Source organism: Marinicella pacifica, from assembly GCF_014636635.1.
Lineage (GTDB): Bacteria > Pseudomonadota > Gammaproteobacteria > Xanthomonadales > Marinicellaceae > Marinicella > Marinicella pacifica.
Genome location: NZ_BMEO01000004.1, coordinates 25,493 through 42,107 on the forward strand (window position 1 = coordinate 25,493; position 16,615 = coordinate 42,107).

The 16,615-nt window shown below is 45.9% G+C and carries 16 protein-coding genes; 10 read left to right on the forward strand and 6 right to left on the reverse strand.

What is annotated here, in order from left to right:
* Window positions 1–56 precede the first annotated feature (56 nt).
* The 9 genes from IEV16_RS05865 (at window position 57) to IEV16_RS05905 (ending at window position 9,499) form a co-directional block, all read left to right on the forward strand.
* Window positions 57–2,015, forward strand: coding sequence for an alpha/beta hydrolase family protein (locus IEV16_RS05865; RefSeq protein WP_188364754.1), 1,959 nt, complete (start codon window positions 57–59; stop codon window positions 2,013–2,015).
* Between the two features lie 76 nt (window positions 2,016–2,091).
* A complete protein-coding gene (metG, locus tag IEV16_RS05870; protein ID WP_188364755.1) occupies window positions 2,092–4,131 on the forward strand; it encodes a methionine--tRNA ligase in 2,040 nt (679 codons plus the stop codon).
* Between the two features lie 23 nt (window positions 4,132–4,154).
* Entirely contained in the window at window positions 4,155–4,736 is a 582-nt protein-coding gene (gene rsxA / locus IEV16_RS05875; RefSeq protein ID WP_188364756.1) for an electron transport complex subunit RsxA, read from the forward strand.
* Window positions 4,733–5,311 (forward strand): electron transport complex subunit RsxB, encoded by a 579-nt coding sequence (gene rsxB / locus IEV16_RS05880; protein ID WP_188364757.1) that lies wholly within the window; start codon window positions 4,733–4,735, stop codon window positions 5,309–5,311. The genes rsxA and rsxB overlap by 4 nt, the downstream gene beginning before the upstream one ends.
* On the forward strand, window positions 5,299–6,831 hold the full coding sequence (gene rsxC, locus IEV16_RS05885; RefSeq protein ID WP_188364758.1) for an electron transport complex subunit RsxC: 1,533 nt from the start codon (window positions 5,299–5,301) through the stop codon (window positions 6,829–6,831). The genes rsxB and rsxC overlap by 13 nt, the downstream gene beginning before the upstream one ends.
* The gene (locus IEV16_RS05890) at window positions 6,828–7,883 is read left to right on the forward strand and encodes an RnfABCDGE type electron transport complex subunit D (protein ID WP_188364759.1); all 1,056 of its coding nucleotides are present in this window, start codon (window positions 6,828–6,830) and stop codon (window positions 7,881–7,883) included. The genes rsxC and IEV16_RS05890 overlap by 4 nt, the downstream gene beginning before the upstream one ends.
* The gene (rsxG, locus tag IEV16_RS05895; protein ID WP_188364760.1) at window positions 7,880–8,527 is read left to right on the forward strand and encodes an electron transport complex subunit RsxG; all 648 of its coding nucleotides are present in this window, start codon (window positions 7,880–7,882) and stop codon (window positions 8,525–8,527) included. Before IEV16_RS05890 ends, rsxG begins: the two co-directional genes overlap by 4 nt.
* Window positions 8,520–9,197 (forward strand): electron transport complex subunit E, encoded by a 678-nt coding sequence (locus IEV16_RS05900; RefSeq protein WP_188364761.1) that lies wholly within the window; start codon window positions 8,520–8,522, stop codon window positions 9,195–9,197. Before rsxG ends, IEV16_RS05900 begins: the two co-directional genes overlap by 8 nt.
* Window positions 9,194–9,499 (forward strand): GIY-YIG nuclease family protein, encoded by a 306-nt coding sequence (locus IEV16_RS05905; RefSeq protein WP_229728264.1) that lies wholly within the window; start codon window positions 9,194–9,196, stop codon window positions 9,497–9,499. Before IEV16_RS05900 ends, IEV16_RS05905 begins: the two co-directional genes overlap by 4 nt.
* A gap of 7 nt (window positions 9,500–9,506) precedes the next feature.
* Here IEV16_RS05905 and IEV16_RS05910 read toward each other — a convergent pair whose 3' ends face one another.
* Genes IEV16_RS05910 through IEV16_RS05920 form a run of 3 tightly spaced genes read right to left on the reverse strand, consistent with a single transcriptional unit; the run spans window position 9,507 to window position 12,227 of the window.
* Window positions 9,507–10,079 carry a BON domain-containing protein gene (locus IEV16_RS05910; RefSeq protein WP_188364762.1) on the reverse strand — a complete coding sequence of 191 codons (573 nt, stop codon included), beginning with the start codon at window positions 10,077–10,079 and terminating at the stop codon, window positions 9,507–9,509.
* Between the two features lie 13 nt (window positions 10,080–10,092).
* On the reverse strand, window positions 10,093–10,515 hold the full coding sequence (locus IEV16_RS05915; protein ID WP_188364763.1) for a YraN family protein: 423 nt from the start codon (window positions 10,513–10,515) through the stop codon (window positions 10,093–10,095).
* On the reverse strand, window positions 10,473–12,227 hold the full coding sequence (locus IEV16_RS05920; RefSeq protein WP_188364764.1) for a penicillin-binding protein activator: 1,755 nt from the start codon (window positions 12,225–12,227) through the stop codon (window positions 10,473–10,475). The genes IEV16_RS05915 and IEV16_RS05920 overlap by 43 nt, the downstream gene beginning before the upstream one ends.
* A 40-nt stretch (window positions 12,228–12,267) precedes the next feature.
* Between IEV16_RS05920 and rsmI the strand changes: the two genes are divergently transcribed.
* Window positions 12,268–13,119, forward strand: a complete 852-nt coding sequence (rsmI, locus tag IEV16_RS05925; RefSeq protein WP_188364765.1) for a 16S rRNA (cytidine(1402)-2'-O)-methyltransferase — start codon at window positions 12,268–12,270, stop codon at window positions 13,117–13,119.
* A gap of 5 nt (window positions 13,120–13,124) precedes the next feature.
* On the opposite strand, the gene IEV16_RS05930 is transcribed toward rsmI, so the two are convergent.
* From IEV16_RS05930 to IEV16_RS05940, 3 genes are read right to left on the reverse strand one after another with little or no spacing between them, the layout of a single operon-like run.
* Window positions 13,125–13,916 carry a glycosyltransferase gene (locus IEV16_RS05930; RefSeq protein ID WP_188364766.1) on the reverse strand — a complete coding sequence of 264 codons (792 nt, stop codon included), beginning with the start codon at window positions 13,914–13,916 and terminating at the stop codon, window positions 13,125–13,127.
* Window position 13,917: 1 nt separating this feature from the next.
* Entirely contained in the window at window positions 13,918–15,720 is a 1,803-nt protein-coding gene (locus tag IEV16_RS05935) for a hypothetical protein (RefSeq protein ID WP_188364767.1), read from the reverse strand.
* Window positions 15,721–15,723: 3 nt separating this feature from the next.
* A complete protein-coding gene (locus IEV16_RS05940; RefSeq protein ID WP_188364768.1) occupies window positions 15,724–16,599 on the reverse strand; it encodes a class I SAM-dependent methyltransferase in 876 nt (291 codons plus the stop codon).
* Window positions 16,600–16,615 lie beyond the last annotated feature (16 nt).

A 16,615-nucleotide genomic window follows, 5' to 3' on the forward strand; every position in this document is an offset into this window, starting at 1 on the left:
AGATGCTTCCCTGGTGCTCATTTTTTTCTTATTTTTCAAGCAACAACCCATCTATTATGTTTAAAATTCTGTTATTTATACCCTTACTTATCAGCCCAGTTCTCAGCCAGGCAGAACCCGTTCCGGTTGAGAATTTTGCCGCTAAAGTTCAATTCAAATCTGTCAAAATTTCACCTGATGGCAAACACCTTGCTTATACATTTGAGGAGGGAGACCGGGTTAAACTTGGCACAATGAATATAAAAACAAAAAAAGGAATTTACGCCTTTGACGTAGGTGCTGATCGGGAAATCGTTCAATTTGATTGGGTCAATAACAATCGTCTTTACTTTTTAGGAGCAGATATTACAGGATGGCTTGATGGGGCGCCAAAAAACTACAGAGCCTATTTTGCAAATTTAAATGGTAAAAAAAGAAAATCGATTCCGGTTCAGTACAGCAATATAGTTTCATTTTTAGAAAATGAACCTGATTATGTGTTAATCAATAAGTATTTTGAAGATGGTGTAAAAGTCCACAAAATGAATGTCCATACCTTAAAAACTGATTACCAGGCTGTTGAACCTAAAACTGTAGGTGGTATGCATTCAACAATTCAGTTTATTAGTTTTGACCACAATGACAATGCCCGACTTGCCTATGAATTTGATCCGGTAGACAAAAAAAATTATGACGATGATATTTTGTACATTCATGTACGTTCATCAAATGGGGATTGGAAATCTTTAAAAGTTAACAATCAAAGAAAAGAAAAGCCTGTATTTTCCGGATTGGGATATAACAAAGCCAATGATAAGTTTTATTTTATCTCAAATTACGATCTTCCAGGAAAAGGGGCTAATGGATTATTTGAATATGATTTTAAAACCAATGAAATCAATCTTTTATTCAGGCATCCTGATGCCGATGTTATTTCTGGTGCCTATGGTAAAAATGAAGAATTTATTGGTGCTTACTATGAAGCAGGATATCCAAACTATTATTATTTGGAAGATGATGATGTGGCAGAAGAAGTCAATTTTCACAAATCTATTCGCGCCAGTTTTCCACAATCCACTGTATCCATAGGAACTTACACAAAGGATAAAAACCTTACTACCTTATTTGTAAGAAGTGACAGAAATCCAGGTGACTATTACATATTTAATAAAAACCAAAATAAAGTTAGCTATTTAGCCAGTGTTTTACCAAGCATAGATAAAAACAAAATGGCTAAGGTTGAACCTTTTACCATTCAAACCAGAGATGGTTTAAAAATGTACGGTCAGTTAACAATTCCTAAAAATAAAGAATTAAAAAACCTACCGCTCATTGTTTTCCCCCATGGCGGTCCATATGGGGTCATGGATACCTGGCGATGGTATCCTCGCCCACAATTATTTGCAAACAGGGGCTACTTAGTTCTTCAGCTCAACTACAGAGGTTCGTCAGGTTACGGCAGCGAATTTGAAGAAGCTGGATATCATGAATGGGGCGCTAAAATGCAAGACGACATAACTGATGCCACGCTTTGGGCTATCGATAAAGGTTATGCCGATAAAAATAGAATTTGTATTCACGGTATAAGTTATGGTGGTTATGCCGCTATGCAAGCTGTCGTTAAAGAACCCGATTTATACAAATGTTCGATTCCCGATGCTGGAACTTATGAACTGGCTTATCATATGAAATCTACGGATATGTTTAAGGGCAATAATTCTCTTAAAGAATGGTTTTTTACCAGAATGCTGGGTGAAAACTTCGAGGAATTAAACAAAGAACGCTCACCAGTCTATCATCTTGATAAATTAAAAGCCAAGTTAATGATTGTTCACGGAACAAAAGATGTTCGGGTTACCATTGGAAACGCTGAAATCCTTGAAGAAAAATTAAAAGAAAAGAATATTCGCTATGAAACCTTCTATAAAAAAGACGGACACGGCTTTCAAAAAGTACCTTATCGCATCGAATTGTACAATAAAATGTTGGATTTCTTAGACCAGCATATTGGTGAGAAAAGTCAATCATCAAACTAAGCAAGCCGGCCTTTCGTATAGAAGTTTGCGGGCGCACATGAGATAATAGGCGGGTTTTTTTAACCGCCATTATCTGATGACTCAAGCGTCCGCACAACCCCGTAAAATTTTAGTCACGTCTGCCCTGCCGTATGCCAGTGGTTCCTTGCATCTGGGCCATTTGGTCGAGCACACCCAATCGGATATCTGGGCGCGCTTAATGCGCAGTTTAGGCCACGAAATCAAATACCTGTGTGCCGATGATGCCCATGGCACCCCAATAATGCTGCTCGCCGAAAAAAAGGGTTTAAGCCCTGAACAACTGGTGGACAGTATGCGTGAAGAGCACTGGCGCGATTTGCAGGCTTTTGGCATTTCTTACGACCATTACCATTCCACACACTCCGAAGAAAACCGGTCACTGGTGACCGACATTTACAACAAGCTCAAAAGCGCCGGTCATATTGATGAAAAAATCATTGCCCAATATTACGATCCTGAAAAAAATATGTTTTTACCGGACCGTTTCCTGCGGGGCACCTGTCCGCGATGTGGTGCCGACGATCAATACGGCGACAACTGTGAAGCCTGCGGCGCATCCTATGATCCGGCTGATCTGAAAAACCCAAAATCAGCCGTCAGTGGTGCCACGCCTGTTTTAAAAGAATCCAAGCACTTGTTTATTAACCTCAACAATTTTGAACCCATGCTCAAGGACTGGGTGACTTCAGGCACTTTGCAGGATGAGGTTAAAAACAAACTCAATGAATGGTTTGAGGCAGGCTTACAATCCTGGGACATTTCCCGGGATGCGCCCTATTTTGGTTTTCAAATCCCCGGTGAAAAAGATAAATACTTTTATGTCTGGATGGATGCGCCGGTGGGTTATCTGGCCTGTTTGAAATATGTGTGTGAGCAGCGGGGTGAAGATTTTGCACCCTGGATTGACCCTGACAGTGATCATGAGATGGTGCATTTTATCGGCAAAGATATCTTGTATTTTCATGCCCTATTTTGGCCCGCCATGTTGTGCGGTGCCGGCATGAAACAACCCAATGCGGTGTATGCCCATGGTTTTTTGACCGTTAACGGCACCAAAATGAGTAAATCACGGGGCACGTTTATTAAGGCTTCAACTTATTTGGACCATTTAAACCCCGATTATTTACGCTATTACTTTGCGGCTAAATTATCCGACAACCTGGTTGATATAGATCTGAATATGGATGATTTTCGACAACGTGTTAACAGCGATTTGGTGGGCAAAGTGGTGAACATCGCTTCCCGAACCGCCGGCTTTATCAAAAAGCAATTTGATTTGCGCCTGGCCGATCAATTGGATCAAGCGAATTTATATGAACAGTTTATGGACCAACATGACACGGTGGCCGAATTGTTTGAAGCCAGAAAATACAGTGCCGCCATTCGTTTGATTATGCACTGGGCGGATCAGGCCAATCAGTACATTGCCGAAAAAGAGCCCTGGGTGGCGATAAAAGATGAAAACCGCCTCGAAGAAGTGCATCAAGTGTGTACCACCGGTTTAAATTTGTTTCGGGTGCTGATGACCTGGTTGGCGCCGGTGATACCGCACACTACGAAGAAAGCCGCTGATTTTTTGAACACTGACCTGACGCAATGGCATGCCGCTGAAAAGCCCTTGTTAAACCATACCATCAAGCCGTTTAAACCCTTGTTACAACGCATAGAAACTGATACCTTAGAAACCATTATGCAACAAAGCCAGGAAGACTTAAAAACCACCCGGGAAAAACAACCCACCGGCCCATTGGTCGATGACCCCATCAGCGAAGAAATCAGTTTTGATGATTTTGCCAAGCTGGATTTTCGCGTGGCCACAATCGTGGCGGCTAAGGCGGTACCAAAAGCCGATAAATTAATTCAATTAACGTTGGATCTCGGCGGTCTTGAAAAAAACGTTTTTGCCGGCATCAAAGCCGCCTATAAACCTGAAGACCTGGTGGGCCGGCAGACGGTGATGGTGGCCAATTTAGCCCCGCGTAAAATGCGTTTTGGCCTGTCAGAGGGGATGGTGCTGGCCGCGGGCCCCGGTGGTGAGGATGTTTTTTTGTTAACACCGGATGACGGTGCCAAAGCCGGTATGCGGGTGAAATAGTTTAAGCGGACAGGTTCAGGTCAATGACCACTTTTTTTGTCATTTTCATCAGTGCAGCTTTTGTGAATAACTTCGTGTTGGTTCGCTTTTTAGGGCTGTGTCCGTTTATGGGCGTGTCCAGTCAATACAAATCAGCCCTCGGCATGGCTTATGCCACCGCTTTTGTACTGACCTTATCATCGATTGTCAGTTATCTGGTGAATGAATACCTGTTAGTACCTTTGCAGATTGAATACTTAAAAACCTTGAGTTTTATTCTGGTGATTGCAGTCACGGTACAAATGACTGAAATGATTCTGCACAAATCTTCTCCCTTGCTGTACCAGGTATTGGGTTTATTTTTACCTTTAATCACCACCAATTGTGCGGTTTTGGGTGTGGCCTTGTTAAACGTCCAACAACAAAACAGTTTACTGGAGTCAGCGGTGTTCGGTTTTGGGGCTGCTTTTGGTTTTGGCTTGGTATTGGTGTTGTTTTCAGCCATCCGTGAACGCCTGGAGATGGCTCATATACCCGCATCTTTTCGAGGCATTCCAATTGCCTTGATTACGGCCGGCATTATGGCGCTGGCTTTTATGGGCTTTGGCGGCATGGTAAGCACATGAATTATCTTCTGGCCTTACTCGGTATGCTGATACTGGCCGGCCTGTTCGGTCTTATGATTGTGTGGGTGGCGCGCAAATTTAAAGTCGAAGGCAATCCGGTGGTGGAGCAAATTAACCAGGTATTGCCCCAAACCCAATGCGGCCAATGCGGCTATCCCGGCTGTAAACCCTACGCCGAAGCGATTGCCAAAGGCGAAGCACCAATCAACCAATGCCCGCCCGGTGGCCAGGAAGGAATTCGCAAACTGGCTGCACTGCTGGATGTGGAAGAGCTGGAACTCAATCCTGACAACGGGGTTGAGGATGAAGTGGATACGATTGTAGAAATTATCGAAGCCGATTGCATCGGATGCACCAAATGTATTCAGGTGTGCCCTGTGGATGCCATTGTCGGGGCCGCCAAACATATGCACACGATTATTGGTGATGAATGCACGGGCTGCGATTTGTGTATCCCCGCCTGCCCGGTGGATTGTATTATCCAAATCCCAGCACCTTTGCCCAGCCGCATTCACCGTCAGGAAAAACCCCGGCTGATGATGACCATTGAGGAGGCACAACAATGGCCCGGATAAAAGACCGTCTCGACAGCTTTCATGGCGGCTTGGTGCTTAAACACCACAAGGAATTATCCGTGCGCAGTGAGGTGATTGCCATTGATCGGCCCGAACAACTGGTGATTTCTTTACGGGTCAACCGTGGCCACGTTTCACAACCGGTGGTGAAAGTCGGCGACCGGGTTAATAAATACCAGGTCATTGCCCAACCGATACACCCTTTTGGGGTGGTGGTACATGCACCTTTTTCGGGCACCATTCATGCCATTGAGGAACGACCCACGGCTGCACCGGATGCCGAAGTGGCACCTTGCATCATTTTAGACACCGATGCAGAGGACGAAACCATTGAATATTTACCGCCTTTACAATCGATTAACCGCACCAGTCTGATTCAGCGTATCCAGAAAGCGGGGATACTGGGCATGGGCGGTGCCGGTTTTCCCACCCATGTAAAGTATGATCACCAAACTCACAACCAGGATCATTTACTTATCATTAACGGTGCCGAGTGTGAGCCCTATATCACCTGCGATGAACGCCTGATGCTGGATGAAGCCGAAGCTTTACTGAAGGGCACTGATTTACTCATGCAGGCTGCCGATGCGCGACGTGCCGTGATTGCGATTGAGGACAATTTGGGTAGCGTAAAATCCTTATTGGATAAAACCATCAACACCCTCGAATTGACTGGTATTGAGGTCATCAAAGTACCCACCATCTACCCCACAGGGGGTGAAAAACAATTGATTAAGGTACTCACGGGTCTTGAAGTACCGAGCGGTCAAACACCCTTATCTCTGGGGATTATTATGCAAAATGTGGCCACCACCAAAGCGGTGTATGATGCGGTGGAACACAACCGGCCACTGACCGAACGGTTGGTGACAGTGACCGGGGATCAGGTGGGCCGACCGGGTAACTATTTAACCCCTGTCGGCACGTCTTTTGAGCGCTTATTGGCAACGGCAGAATGTACACTGTCAGGTATCGAAAAGCTGGTGGTCGGCGGCCCGATGATGGGCTATCCGATGCCGAATTCGGCAATTGGTGTGGACAAAACCACCAATTGCCTGTTACTGCTGAATAAAGACAGCAGCCAACCGGATTTAACCACGCTGCCCTGCATTCGTTGCGGTGATTGCGTCAAAGCTTGCCCGCAGGACTTATTACCGCAGCAGTTATTCTGGTATATTCAGGGCGATGATTTGGAAAAAGCCCGTAATCACCATGTATTTGATTGCATTGAATGCGGTGCCTGTTCCTGGGTGTGTCCCAGTCACATTGATTTAGTCAGTTATTATCGGTATGCCAAGTCTGAATTAACTTACCAGGATTACAAAAAAGCCAAGGCTCAACTGGCCAAACAACGCCATGAAAACCGCGAACAGCGCTTACAAGATATCAAAGCTGAACGCCAGGCCCAACGCCGTGCCAAAGCCGAAAAACTGAAAGACAAAAGCACCGCCAAAAAAGAAATCTCAGCGGTGCTCGATCGCATTAAAAACAAACAAGCCGACCAGGACCATAAACAATGACTACGGCATTAAACACATCAGGCTCACCCCATATTCCGGCCCGTTTCAGTGTCACCAAAGTCATGGGATGGGTGTTGCTGGCTTTGGTTCCTGCCATCACCGCCCATGTGTTTTATTTTGGTGTGGGCATAGTCATTCAAATACTGCTCGCCACTGCCGCCGGCTATTTATTTGAAGGGTGGTGTTTACGCTGGCGCCAACAACCACTCAAACCTTTTTTAACGGATTTAACCGTACCGGTGACGGCGGTGTTGTTTGCCTTGTGTTTATCACCGATCGCACCGTGGTATGTGGCCGTGGTGGGCATGTTTTTTGCGATTGTGGTGGCCAAACATTTGTACGGTGGCCTGGGCAATAATATTTTTAACCCGGCGATGGTGGGCTTTGCCACCATTTTAGTGGCTTTCCCACAATCCATGTCACTGTGGCTGCCGCCTGCCGGCTTGATACAGTTAGGCGACAATTTACAATCCATTGGCTGGCAACAAACTTTATACGTTGTTTTTGCGGGCTTACCCGCCGATATATCGGTGGATGCGGTGACTGCGGCCACCCCGTTAACGGCATTAAAAACCGGTTTGCAACAAGGCTTTGCCCAAAGCGAGATTGTCACCGGCGCGGTGTTTGGTGATTTCGGTGGTTTGGGTTGGGAATGGATTGCCAACTGGCTGTTTTTAGGGGGTCTGTTGTTATTGTTTAAACGGGTGATTACCTGGCATGTACCGGCAGCTGTATTGATGACCACCATTGCAGCGGCCACACCGTTTTATTTGTTTAATGCCGATATTTACATGTCACCTCAGCAGCATGTCTTCTCAGGTGGCATCATGCTGGCGGCTTTTTTTATTGCCACCGATCCGACTTCCGGTTGCTCATCTAACCGCGGTAAAATTATCTTTGGTGCAGGGGTGGCCATTTTAACCGTTCTGATCCGAAATTTTGGTGCTTACCCCGATGGGGTGGCTTTTGCGGTTTTACTCATGAATTTATCCGCGCCTTTGATTGACCGTTTAACCATTCCCCAGCCTTACGGCAAAAAAGGTCAGCCATGAGCGAAGAAAAATCCAACCAAAAAAACACCTGGACATTGCCGGTTATATTGGCGGTGATTACTTTAATCACCAGTGCGGTGCTGATGCTAACCCACGAACTCACCAAAGATACCATTGAACGACAGCGTCTGCAAGCACGCCTTAAATCATTGCAGCGGCTGTTGCCGGAACAGCTGGTTGATAATGATGTGATTGCTGATGCGGTGACGATTTTTGAACCGGACGCTCTGGGTCATCGCAAACCCAAACAACTGTATATCGGCCGCAAAAATGGCGCATTCAGCGCGGTGGCCGTTCCGGTAACAGCACGCAATGGCTATTCCGGTGATATAGAACTGATGGTGGGCATTAAAGTCAACGGTGAAATCACCGACGTGGCCATCATTAACCATAAGGAAACACCCGGTCTGGGTGATTTGATTGAACGCGGAAAAAGTGACTGGTTGCAGCAATTTCCCGGACGTTCTCTTGATAATCCGGTTACAAAAAACTGGAAAGTCAAAAAAGACGGTGGGCGATTTGATCAGATTACCGCCGCCACCATCACCCCGCGTGCGGTGGTGGGAGCGATTAAAAAAGCTTTGCTTTATGAACAGACTTTGGACCTTAAAATGTTAAAAGAAGCGGTTAAAGACGATGCGTGATTTTATAAAGACACGGCTGTGGGACAACAATGCCGCTTTGGTACAAATGTTGGGACTGTGCCCTTTGCTGGCAGTTTCAAATACGGTGATTAATGCCTTGGGTATGGGCATTGCCACCGTTACAGTGGTGGTGATTACCAACTTTTTAGTGTCTATGATACGCCCCATCACCCGACAAGAAATTCGTATTCCGCTTTTTGTGTTGCTCATTGCCAGCGTGGTCACGGTGATAGAAATGGTGATGAATGCCTATTTTCACCAGTTGTATTTAATTTTAGGTATCTTTATTCCTTTAATCGTCACCAATTGCTTAATCATGGGTCGTGCAGAAGCTTATGCCTCAAAAAATCCACTGTGGTCATCGGTTAAAGACGGCTTTTTTGTGGGTCTGGGTTTTGCTTTGGTGATGATAGCCATCGGCGCCATACGAGAATTAATCGGCCAGGGTACTTTGTTCTCACAAGCCCATTTGTTGTTCGGTGACTGGGGACGACACCTGACCCTCACCCTGATCCCGGAATACAGCGGTTTTTTGGTGGCGGTGTTACCGCCGGGGGCTTTTTTTGCTCTGGCACTTTTGGTGGCTTTAAAAAACAAACGTGATGCCAACCAAAAAGAAAAAGCGCGACAAAGCCACAAAGCCACAACAAGCAACCCTGAATCGACGTGAATAAAGCGCCGGTTTATTGTCTCTACCTGTTGTATTGCGATCAAGATTTCCTTTACACCGGGATTGCCATCGATCCCGAAGTCCGACTAAAACAACACCGGTCAAAAAAACCGCCGGGGGCTAAATTCACCCGACGGTTTAAACAACTGGAGCTTGTTTATCAGGTCTCTGTTGGAAGTCGCGCCCGGGCCCAAAATTTAGAATACCATATCAAACGTTTAAGTAAAAAGGACAAGCATTGGCTGGTTAAGCAACAACTGTCAATGGCCGATTTGCAACAATTTTTAGGTCTGAATGACTGATACCCGATTAACCTTTATATTCAAACACTTTAACCACCCGGTGCACGCCCCGTAAGTGACGGATGCGTTCGACCACAGCATCGGCTTCATCCCGGGTTACCAAACCCATGAGAAAGACTTCTCCGTTGGCAACGGTTATTTTCACCCGGGTTGGATCAAAATCGGGAATATCAATTTTTAACAGCGAGCCTTTGGCTTTTGAAGCGATGTATTTATCCTTGGTACGTCGCCCCATTTTAGAGACCTCTTCCACGGTTTTAAGCTGGTTGACAACTTTCATCACACCATCTTTCACGGCGGCGGCATCTTCCGCACGAATGCGATCCTGATTATTTTTGACTTCACCGGCTAGTAACACCACGCCATTATACGTATCTACTTTAATGCGGCTGTCATGTTCAACTTGTTTGCGGATTTCGTTTTTAACGCTGGCAGTGATGATTTTATCGTCCAAAACCTGACCGCTGGAACGGCGATCATGCGCCACATTGACACCTGTGACGATGGCACCTCCCACCAAAACAGCGGCACAGCCTTGTAACAGTAAACCACACATCAGTAACAGCAGTATTTTTTTCATTTTTTAATAATCCTCAGTTAAAAAAAGTTTGTTGGAACGCATTCTCAATCCAGTTTATACGTGGCGGGGTTAAAGAACCGTTAATGGCCACCACATCAAAACGGCAATAACAGCGGTTGGTCATGTGCTTTTTTTTCAAATAGGCCGCAGCCGCCTGACAAATTCTGTGTTGCTTGGCACGGGTCACGGATTCTTCTGCGCTGGCCCATTGTTGATGACGGCGGTAACGTACCTCGATAAACACAACGGTATCTCCGTCCTGCATAATTAAATCCACTTCACCGGCTTTGATGCGAAAATTTCCGGTGAGCAAGGTCAGACCCTGCTGTTGTAAAAACTCGCAGGCCATGCGCTCCCACCGATTGATTCCGGGCAGTTTATTGTGACCCGAAATCAGTTGATGGAAACGACGCCACCCTTGTCGAATAATGCCCATTGTAAAGTCCGATAGATTTTTTTATCCGGTCCCATACTCAGTAATCCCGAAAGACCCTGCAAACGACCTCCACTGACCCGTGACATCCATTGCAAGCGATCCACCAGTAACAGGGCATCATAGCCCAGGGCAAACAAATCACGGCTGTCACCAATCCGGTTTAAATCAAAATTGAGGGTTTCACGCAGGGAGCCGTCGGGAAATTGAATGGGACTGATGGCAAAAATAACACCGGACAAATCATTATTCAGTGATTCATTTGAATCCATGTAAATGTGAGAGGTGGCATACACAGGCACATGACCTGCATGATTAAATAACAGCTGAGGAACCAGTAACCGCGCAAAATCAGGATGAGAAGGCATAAAAATACCGTCAATTTCAGCACTGACCACCACTTCACTTTGCAAATCAAGCTTTAAATAGCTTTGCAGGTTTTTAGCCCGCAACTGACTTTCCACCAAACCCAGCTGCTGACGAAGTGTTGCCGAGTAATCACGTGTTGCCGGGTTGAAGTAATGATTGTTTAAAATTTGACCGCCCAAAGCAACAAATTCATTCGCAAAAGCCTGACTCATACGCTGACCCCAATCGCCACCGGGTGCAAATATCAAAACCCGACGCAATCCATCTTCCCACATTCGCTTTGCCGCTTGTTCCGCTTCACCTTCGGGCGATAAAGTAAACTGAAAGTAGTCCTGATCAGTCTGATTGAGCACCATCATCGGGACACTGGGGGGAGAAAACTGAGTCAGCTGCTCAATCGATGCTTTGTCCAGTGGCCCAATGATCATGTCCACCTGAGCCGCCTGTGCAGAAAACCAGGCACCTGCGATGTTTTCCCCGGCACTGCCGGTATCAAAAAACAACAGCTCATGGCTTTGTTCAAAATCATCGCTTGCGGCCGTCAACATGCCCTTTTGCACCGCCAATCCGGCGCCGGCAAAACGTCCTGACAAAGGTAATAAGACGGCGATTTTACGCATACCCTTATCACCCTGAAAACCATAAAAATAACGCGCTGCCGGATGATTGGGCCAATCTGAAAGAAATAACTGCGTGGATTCGCCATCAGAACCAAAATTCAAATAGGCCGCCTCCAGCCACCCTTCAATCAAAGGCTCATTCTGGAAGTCTCTAATGCGCATGATTAAATCAGCGGTTTTAAGCGCGCTCAAATCAGTCACAATATCATCGTAAAGTAACCATTGTTGATCCGGCTCTGCCATGTCGGCCAAACGAATGCGATCAATAACAGCTGCCAGTTTGTCACCGGCAGCAAAGGCACACAAGGCGCGAATACGGTACAAACGCTGTTGCCATTCGCGCGACAGTGACGTGGTGTCAGCATTTAATAACAGCGGCAGATTTTCCTTACAGTCTTCACTGACATTGGCCACCTCGGCGTTAATAACGTCGATTTTCACACTGTCCAGACGGTTCTTTTGTTGCAGAGACCAGATTCTGGTCAGTTCGCCCAATTGGAAATAGGTGTCCAACAAAGCTTCGTAAACCTGAAGATTCGATGGATCCTGTTGCCACATGGGGTACAACAATTCGGCCGCTTCAAAGTAACGTCCCTGCTGATAAATCGTTAAGGCTCTGTCAAGCTGCCGTTCGTCTTTCGGCCGTTCACGGCCGGGACCTGAGGCACAGGCCGCTAACAGAAGCGTCAACAATGGAATCAGGTATTTAATCGTATGCAATTTCATAAATAGGATTTTACCGCATTATTGTCTAAAATACTTTGTTATGACAGAAGCGAATACAAAAGATTCAGGCACACTTTATGTGGTGGCCACACCGATTGGTCATTTAGACGACATCACCTACCGCGCGATTAATACCCTGAAAAGCTGTGATTTAGTATTGTGTGAAGACACCCGCCATTCAAAGCGTTTACTGCAAACCTATGGGATTGAAACCGCCACCCGGTCCTTGCATACCCACAATGAACATCAGCTCACACCGGAGCTGCTGGCACAAATCAAAGCCGGCCAGAATATGGCTTTAATCAGTGACGCCGGCACCCCTTTAATCAGTGATCCCGGCTTTCCTTTGATTGAGCAGGCCCATCAACAGGGCATTCAGGTTGTCCCTGTTCCCGGGCCCAGTGCGGTGATTGCTTTTTTATCTGTGGCCGGTTTGTCGGTCCAGCCATTCACTTTTCATGGGTTTATAGCCCCCAAACAAAACCAGCGCCAAGCGTTTTATCAGCACTTATTACCCTTGAATCAAACCCATGTTTTTTATGAATCTGCGCATCGCATTGTCAACTCATTAAACGATCTGGTTTTGGTTTTGGGCGCCGATGCGCAGGTTTCTGTTGGCCGCGAATTAACCAAACGCTTTGAGCAGCTCTTTATTGGTAGCGCTGAAAAAGTGATGGCTGACATTGAATCCGATAAAAACCACCAGAAAGGAGAATTTGTGGTGGCTGTCAGCGGCCAGACAAAAGCCCGGATGCATCCGATGGATGCCCAAAGCCGCCGCCTGGCTCGGCAACTCAAACCGTTGCTGCCACCCAAACAGGCGGCTGCGGTGGTCGCAGAACATTATGATATAAACAAAAAGATGGTTTATGAATTTATCAGCGGTTTGTAAAAAGGTTAAAACAACACAAGCAATCGATTAAGAATCCATTGCTCCCAGCGCGGTCGGTGCTTACTAAAATAACGCTGTATGCCCTGTTTTTTCCACTGTTTTATAAGATCTGAACGGGTAGAAGACTGGCCTTTGAGGTGGGTCGCTCTGACATCTGCCTGATAATGAATCCGGTAACCGGCGTTTAGACAACGTCGCATCAAATCAAGGTCTTCAAAGTGCAAAGGAAAGTCTGTATCAAACCCCCCTAATTGTTCAAACAAATCACGCCGAACAACGAATAAAGCACCATTGACAGCTTCCACGTAACCCGAAGTCTCGGCGTTATGAGCCGATTTATTAATTCCCGGCAATCCCAGGCGATATAGACCGCTCATGTGAATAAACACACGCCAGAAAGTGGGTAATCGGCGACAACTGGCCGGCTGCAAATGACCGTCTTCATTCAACACCCGACAACCTGCAAGTCCGGTTTGCGGATTGTCCCGTAAATATTCAACCATGGGCTCTATGTCATCAGGGCCTGCAAAACAATCAGGATTAATAAAAACAATATAATCAAAATATCCCATGGATGCACCCTGATTGGCGGCTGATGCATAACCCCGATTATCTGCATTGAACTCATATTGAGTATTTTTCAGCTGGGCTTTGAGTTGAGCAACCGTGGTATCCTTCGACCCATTATCAACCACCCATAAACAAAATCGTTGATCATCCGATAACCATGGGGCTAAAAACCGGTTGAGGGTCGATTGGTTTTGATAAGTGATGGTCACAAGGTCCCACTGCAACATATTACTGAGCCCGGCAAAAATCCCATAATTCAGGCCAAACCTCCATGGCCTTAATAATCTCAGACAATTCAGCACGCAACTTTTTAACACAGCTGTCAGCATCCAGATCCTTCGGCCAGCCCCCGAGGCGCGGTACATCATTGGATTTAATCGCGGCCCCATTGGCTTCGATCAGCTCTTTGACGTCGGCCTGCCAATAGATGGGCGGATTGTCCACTTCTGCCAATACGCTTTGAAGCTGATGAATAAGTTGTGCCTGAGTCCGGCTTAAATATTCGCGTAAACGGTTCAGCAACATGTGATCAGGGTTCTCCATTAAATCTGCCAATGCCGCCCGGGTGCTCTCAAATCTTTGTATGGGGTTGCAACCAAAAAAATGATGGGCCACAGAGGTCACATAATCTGCCACAAAGCTGTTGATACCCGGTCGTCTGGCAATATGATTAAATTGGCTTCTTTCCCTGTCTTCAGTTTGTAAATGCCCCAACATCACTGGGAATTGTAATGAAACATTGTCAGGATAACACGCTTCGGTCATGCCTCCGAAAAAATAGTCCTCATTGGTTTCAGTCGGCATGGTAAAAGGTAAAAATTCGCTGTTGTCAATGGAGGAGGGTGCGAAATTGGCCTGACTTAACACTTGATAATGGTCTGAATAATGGAGCAACTGAGAAGCCTCAATATTATCCAGATAGGTTTCTCGGTTTTGCCAAAATGCTTCCCTTTGTTCTTTTTTGAGCAAATACAGCCAGTAGTTACCGGCCGCCCGCGGACTGCCCCAGGTGCCGTTGCCGGTGGTTTTAATGGTGGATTGCGCCGCAATGCGGTTTAAGTCCATTAACCTTAAACCATACAGTGAACTGCTGTTGATGTGCGGATGTGCGGATAACCACTCGCCAAATGACTGACCACAGGCCTCCACCATTTCCTGCAATAAATCCTTATCATAGGGCGCACTTTTTTGTTTGATGTCACGGACGTTCAGGCCAAACTGAACCGACAAGGGTTTTTCATCGGAGAGATTGATTTCATCCGGCTTAACATCATTGGCCATTCTGGCCTGCATCAGGTAATCATCATCAAAAAAAACAAAGCGTTTTCCGGCCAGTGCCAATAAAGCCAGATTCCACACCCGACCGCCTGTAAAACCGCCCCGTTTTTGTAATAACCATTTAATCGACTGTTCATGTTGTGGCCATTCTTTTAGCAACATGGCGATAAATTGTTGCTGCCAGGACTCACCGTGATAGGTGGCATGAACAGCAGCCTTTTGACAAATTTTTTCATTGGCCGAGCGGTTATCTGCATTTTTAGAATCATCAAACACCAGCACCGGGTGCTCACTGCCGTGTTTTTGCTGATAAGCATTTAAACTGTCTAACAAACGGTTTAACTGTTCCGGACGATCACAGGTGCGAACCACCATCCCGGCATAAGGCCTGTTATCCTTTTGAGCTTTTGTGTGCTTTAATTGGTTTAACCAGTCATCCGCACTGATGATTAATCGCTTATCCTTTAAAAACCGCAACACTTTTTCAATCGCCTGCTGTTGATTTTTTAACTCAGGGATGGCAGCAGCTATTTGCTGGATGTGCTCATGCATGGGTCTGAATTGCTGGGTTAAACCCATGGCCTGTAACACCTGTAATGTCATCACATGGTTTTGACCGGTTTCATAATCCATAAAAACCAACTCATCTTGGTCCAATGGCTGTGCAATGCCATCCACAGATGCATACAAGGTATTGTCACGGGGCTGGCCGGGTGTTAATTGCTGTTCGCCAAAATTAAATTCAAATTCCATGGTTTATCCTCGATCTAACCAGCGAATCAAACGACCGATAACCGGATGATTCAACCATTTTTGTTGTTTTTCCACCAACGCCCGATGGTCCTGTTCTGCTTGAATGTGGGCGCGTATCACAGCATGGTAATGGCCGTAGACGGATTCTGCCTGTTCGGTAAAAATATAACTGTCATTCACTGCTGTCATGCTTTTCTCATTGCTTGAGGCCACCACCACATAATACAAGGGCGCATAGGATAACCCTTGTTCACGCAGGTTTTTTTCATCTTCAAGATGTTGCCATTTAACCGTATTTAATGACTTTTCTAGTTGCCAAAGGGTGGATGTAAACATCAGTTTTTGACCAAACCACAATTGCTGTGAAAAGTAATTATTAAGTAAGTCTTGAAATTCATGCCGGTAAAGTTCTTTTACATGGTATTCATTATGAAAGCCGGTCTTATCTGAATACTCTGCTTTATCAGGTGTCGAGATAATCAGCACACCATCTTCTGTCAGCAACCGTTTGTACTCTGCCAGCAAAGCGTGTTGCTCTGCCAAATGTTCCAGGGTTTCGAACGAAACCACCACATCAAAACTATTATCAGGAATCGGTATGTTAAGGACGTCGGCTTTGATGAATTTTAAGTTATTTTTGTGATAACGTTGTTTGGCATGATGGATGGTTTGTGGGTCAATGTCCACACCCACCACTTTATCAGCATAGCCGGCCAGCAGGTGACTTCCGTAACCTTCACCACAAGCTGCATCCAAAACTTTTTTGCCGTGCACAAAATCACAGGCCATCAGATATCGGTGATAATGTTCATACCATATCTCACGTTCACACTCGGGCACAAAGCGTTCACCTGTAAATTCTAATTTCTGTTCAGTCATGACACAGTTCGTATTG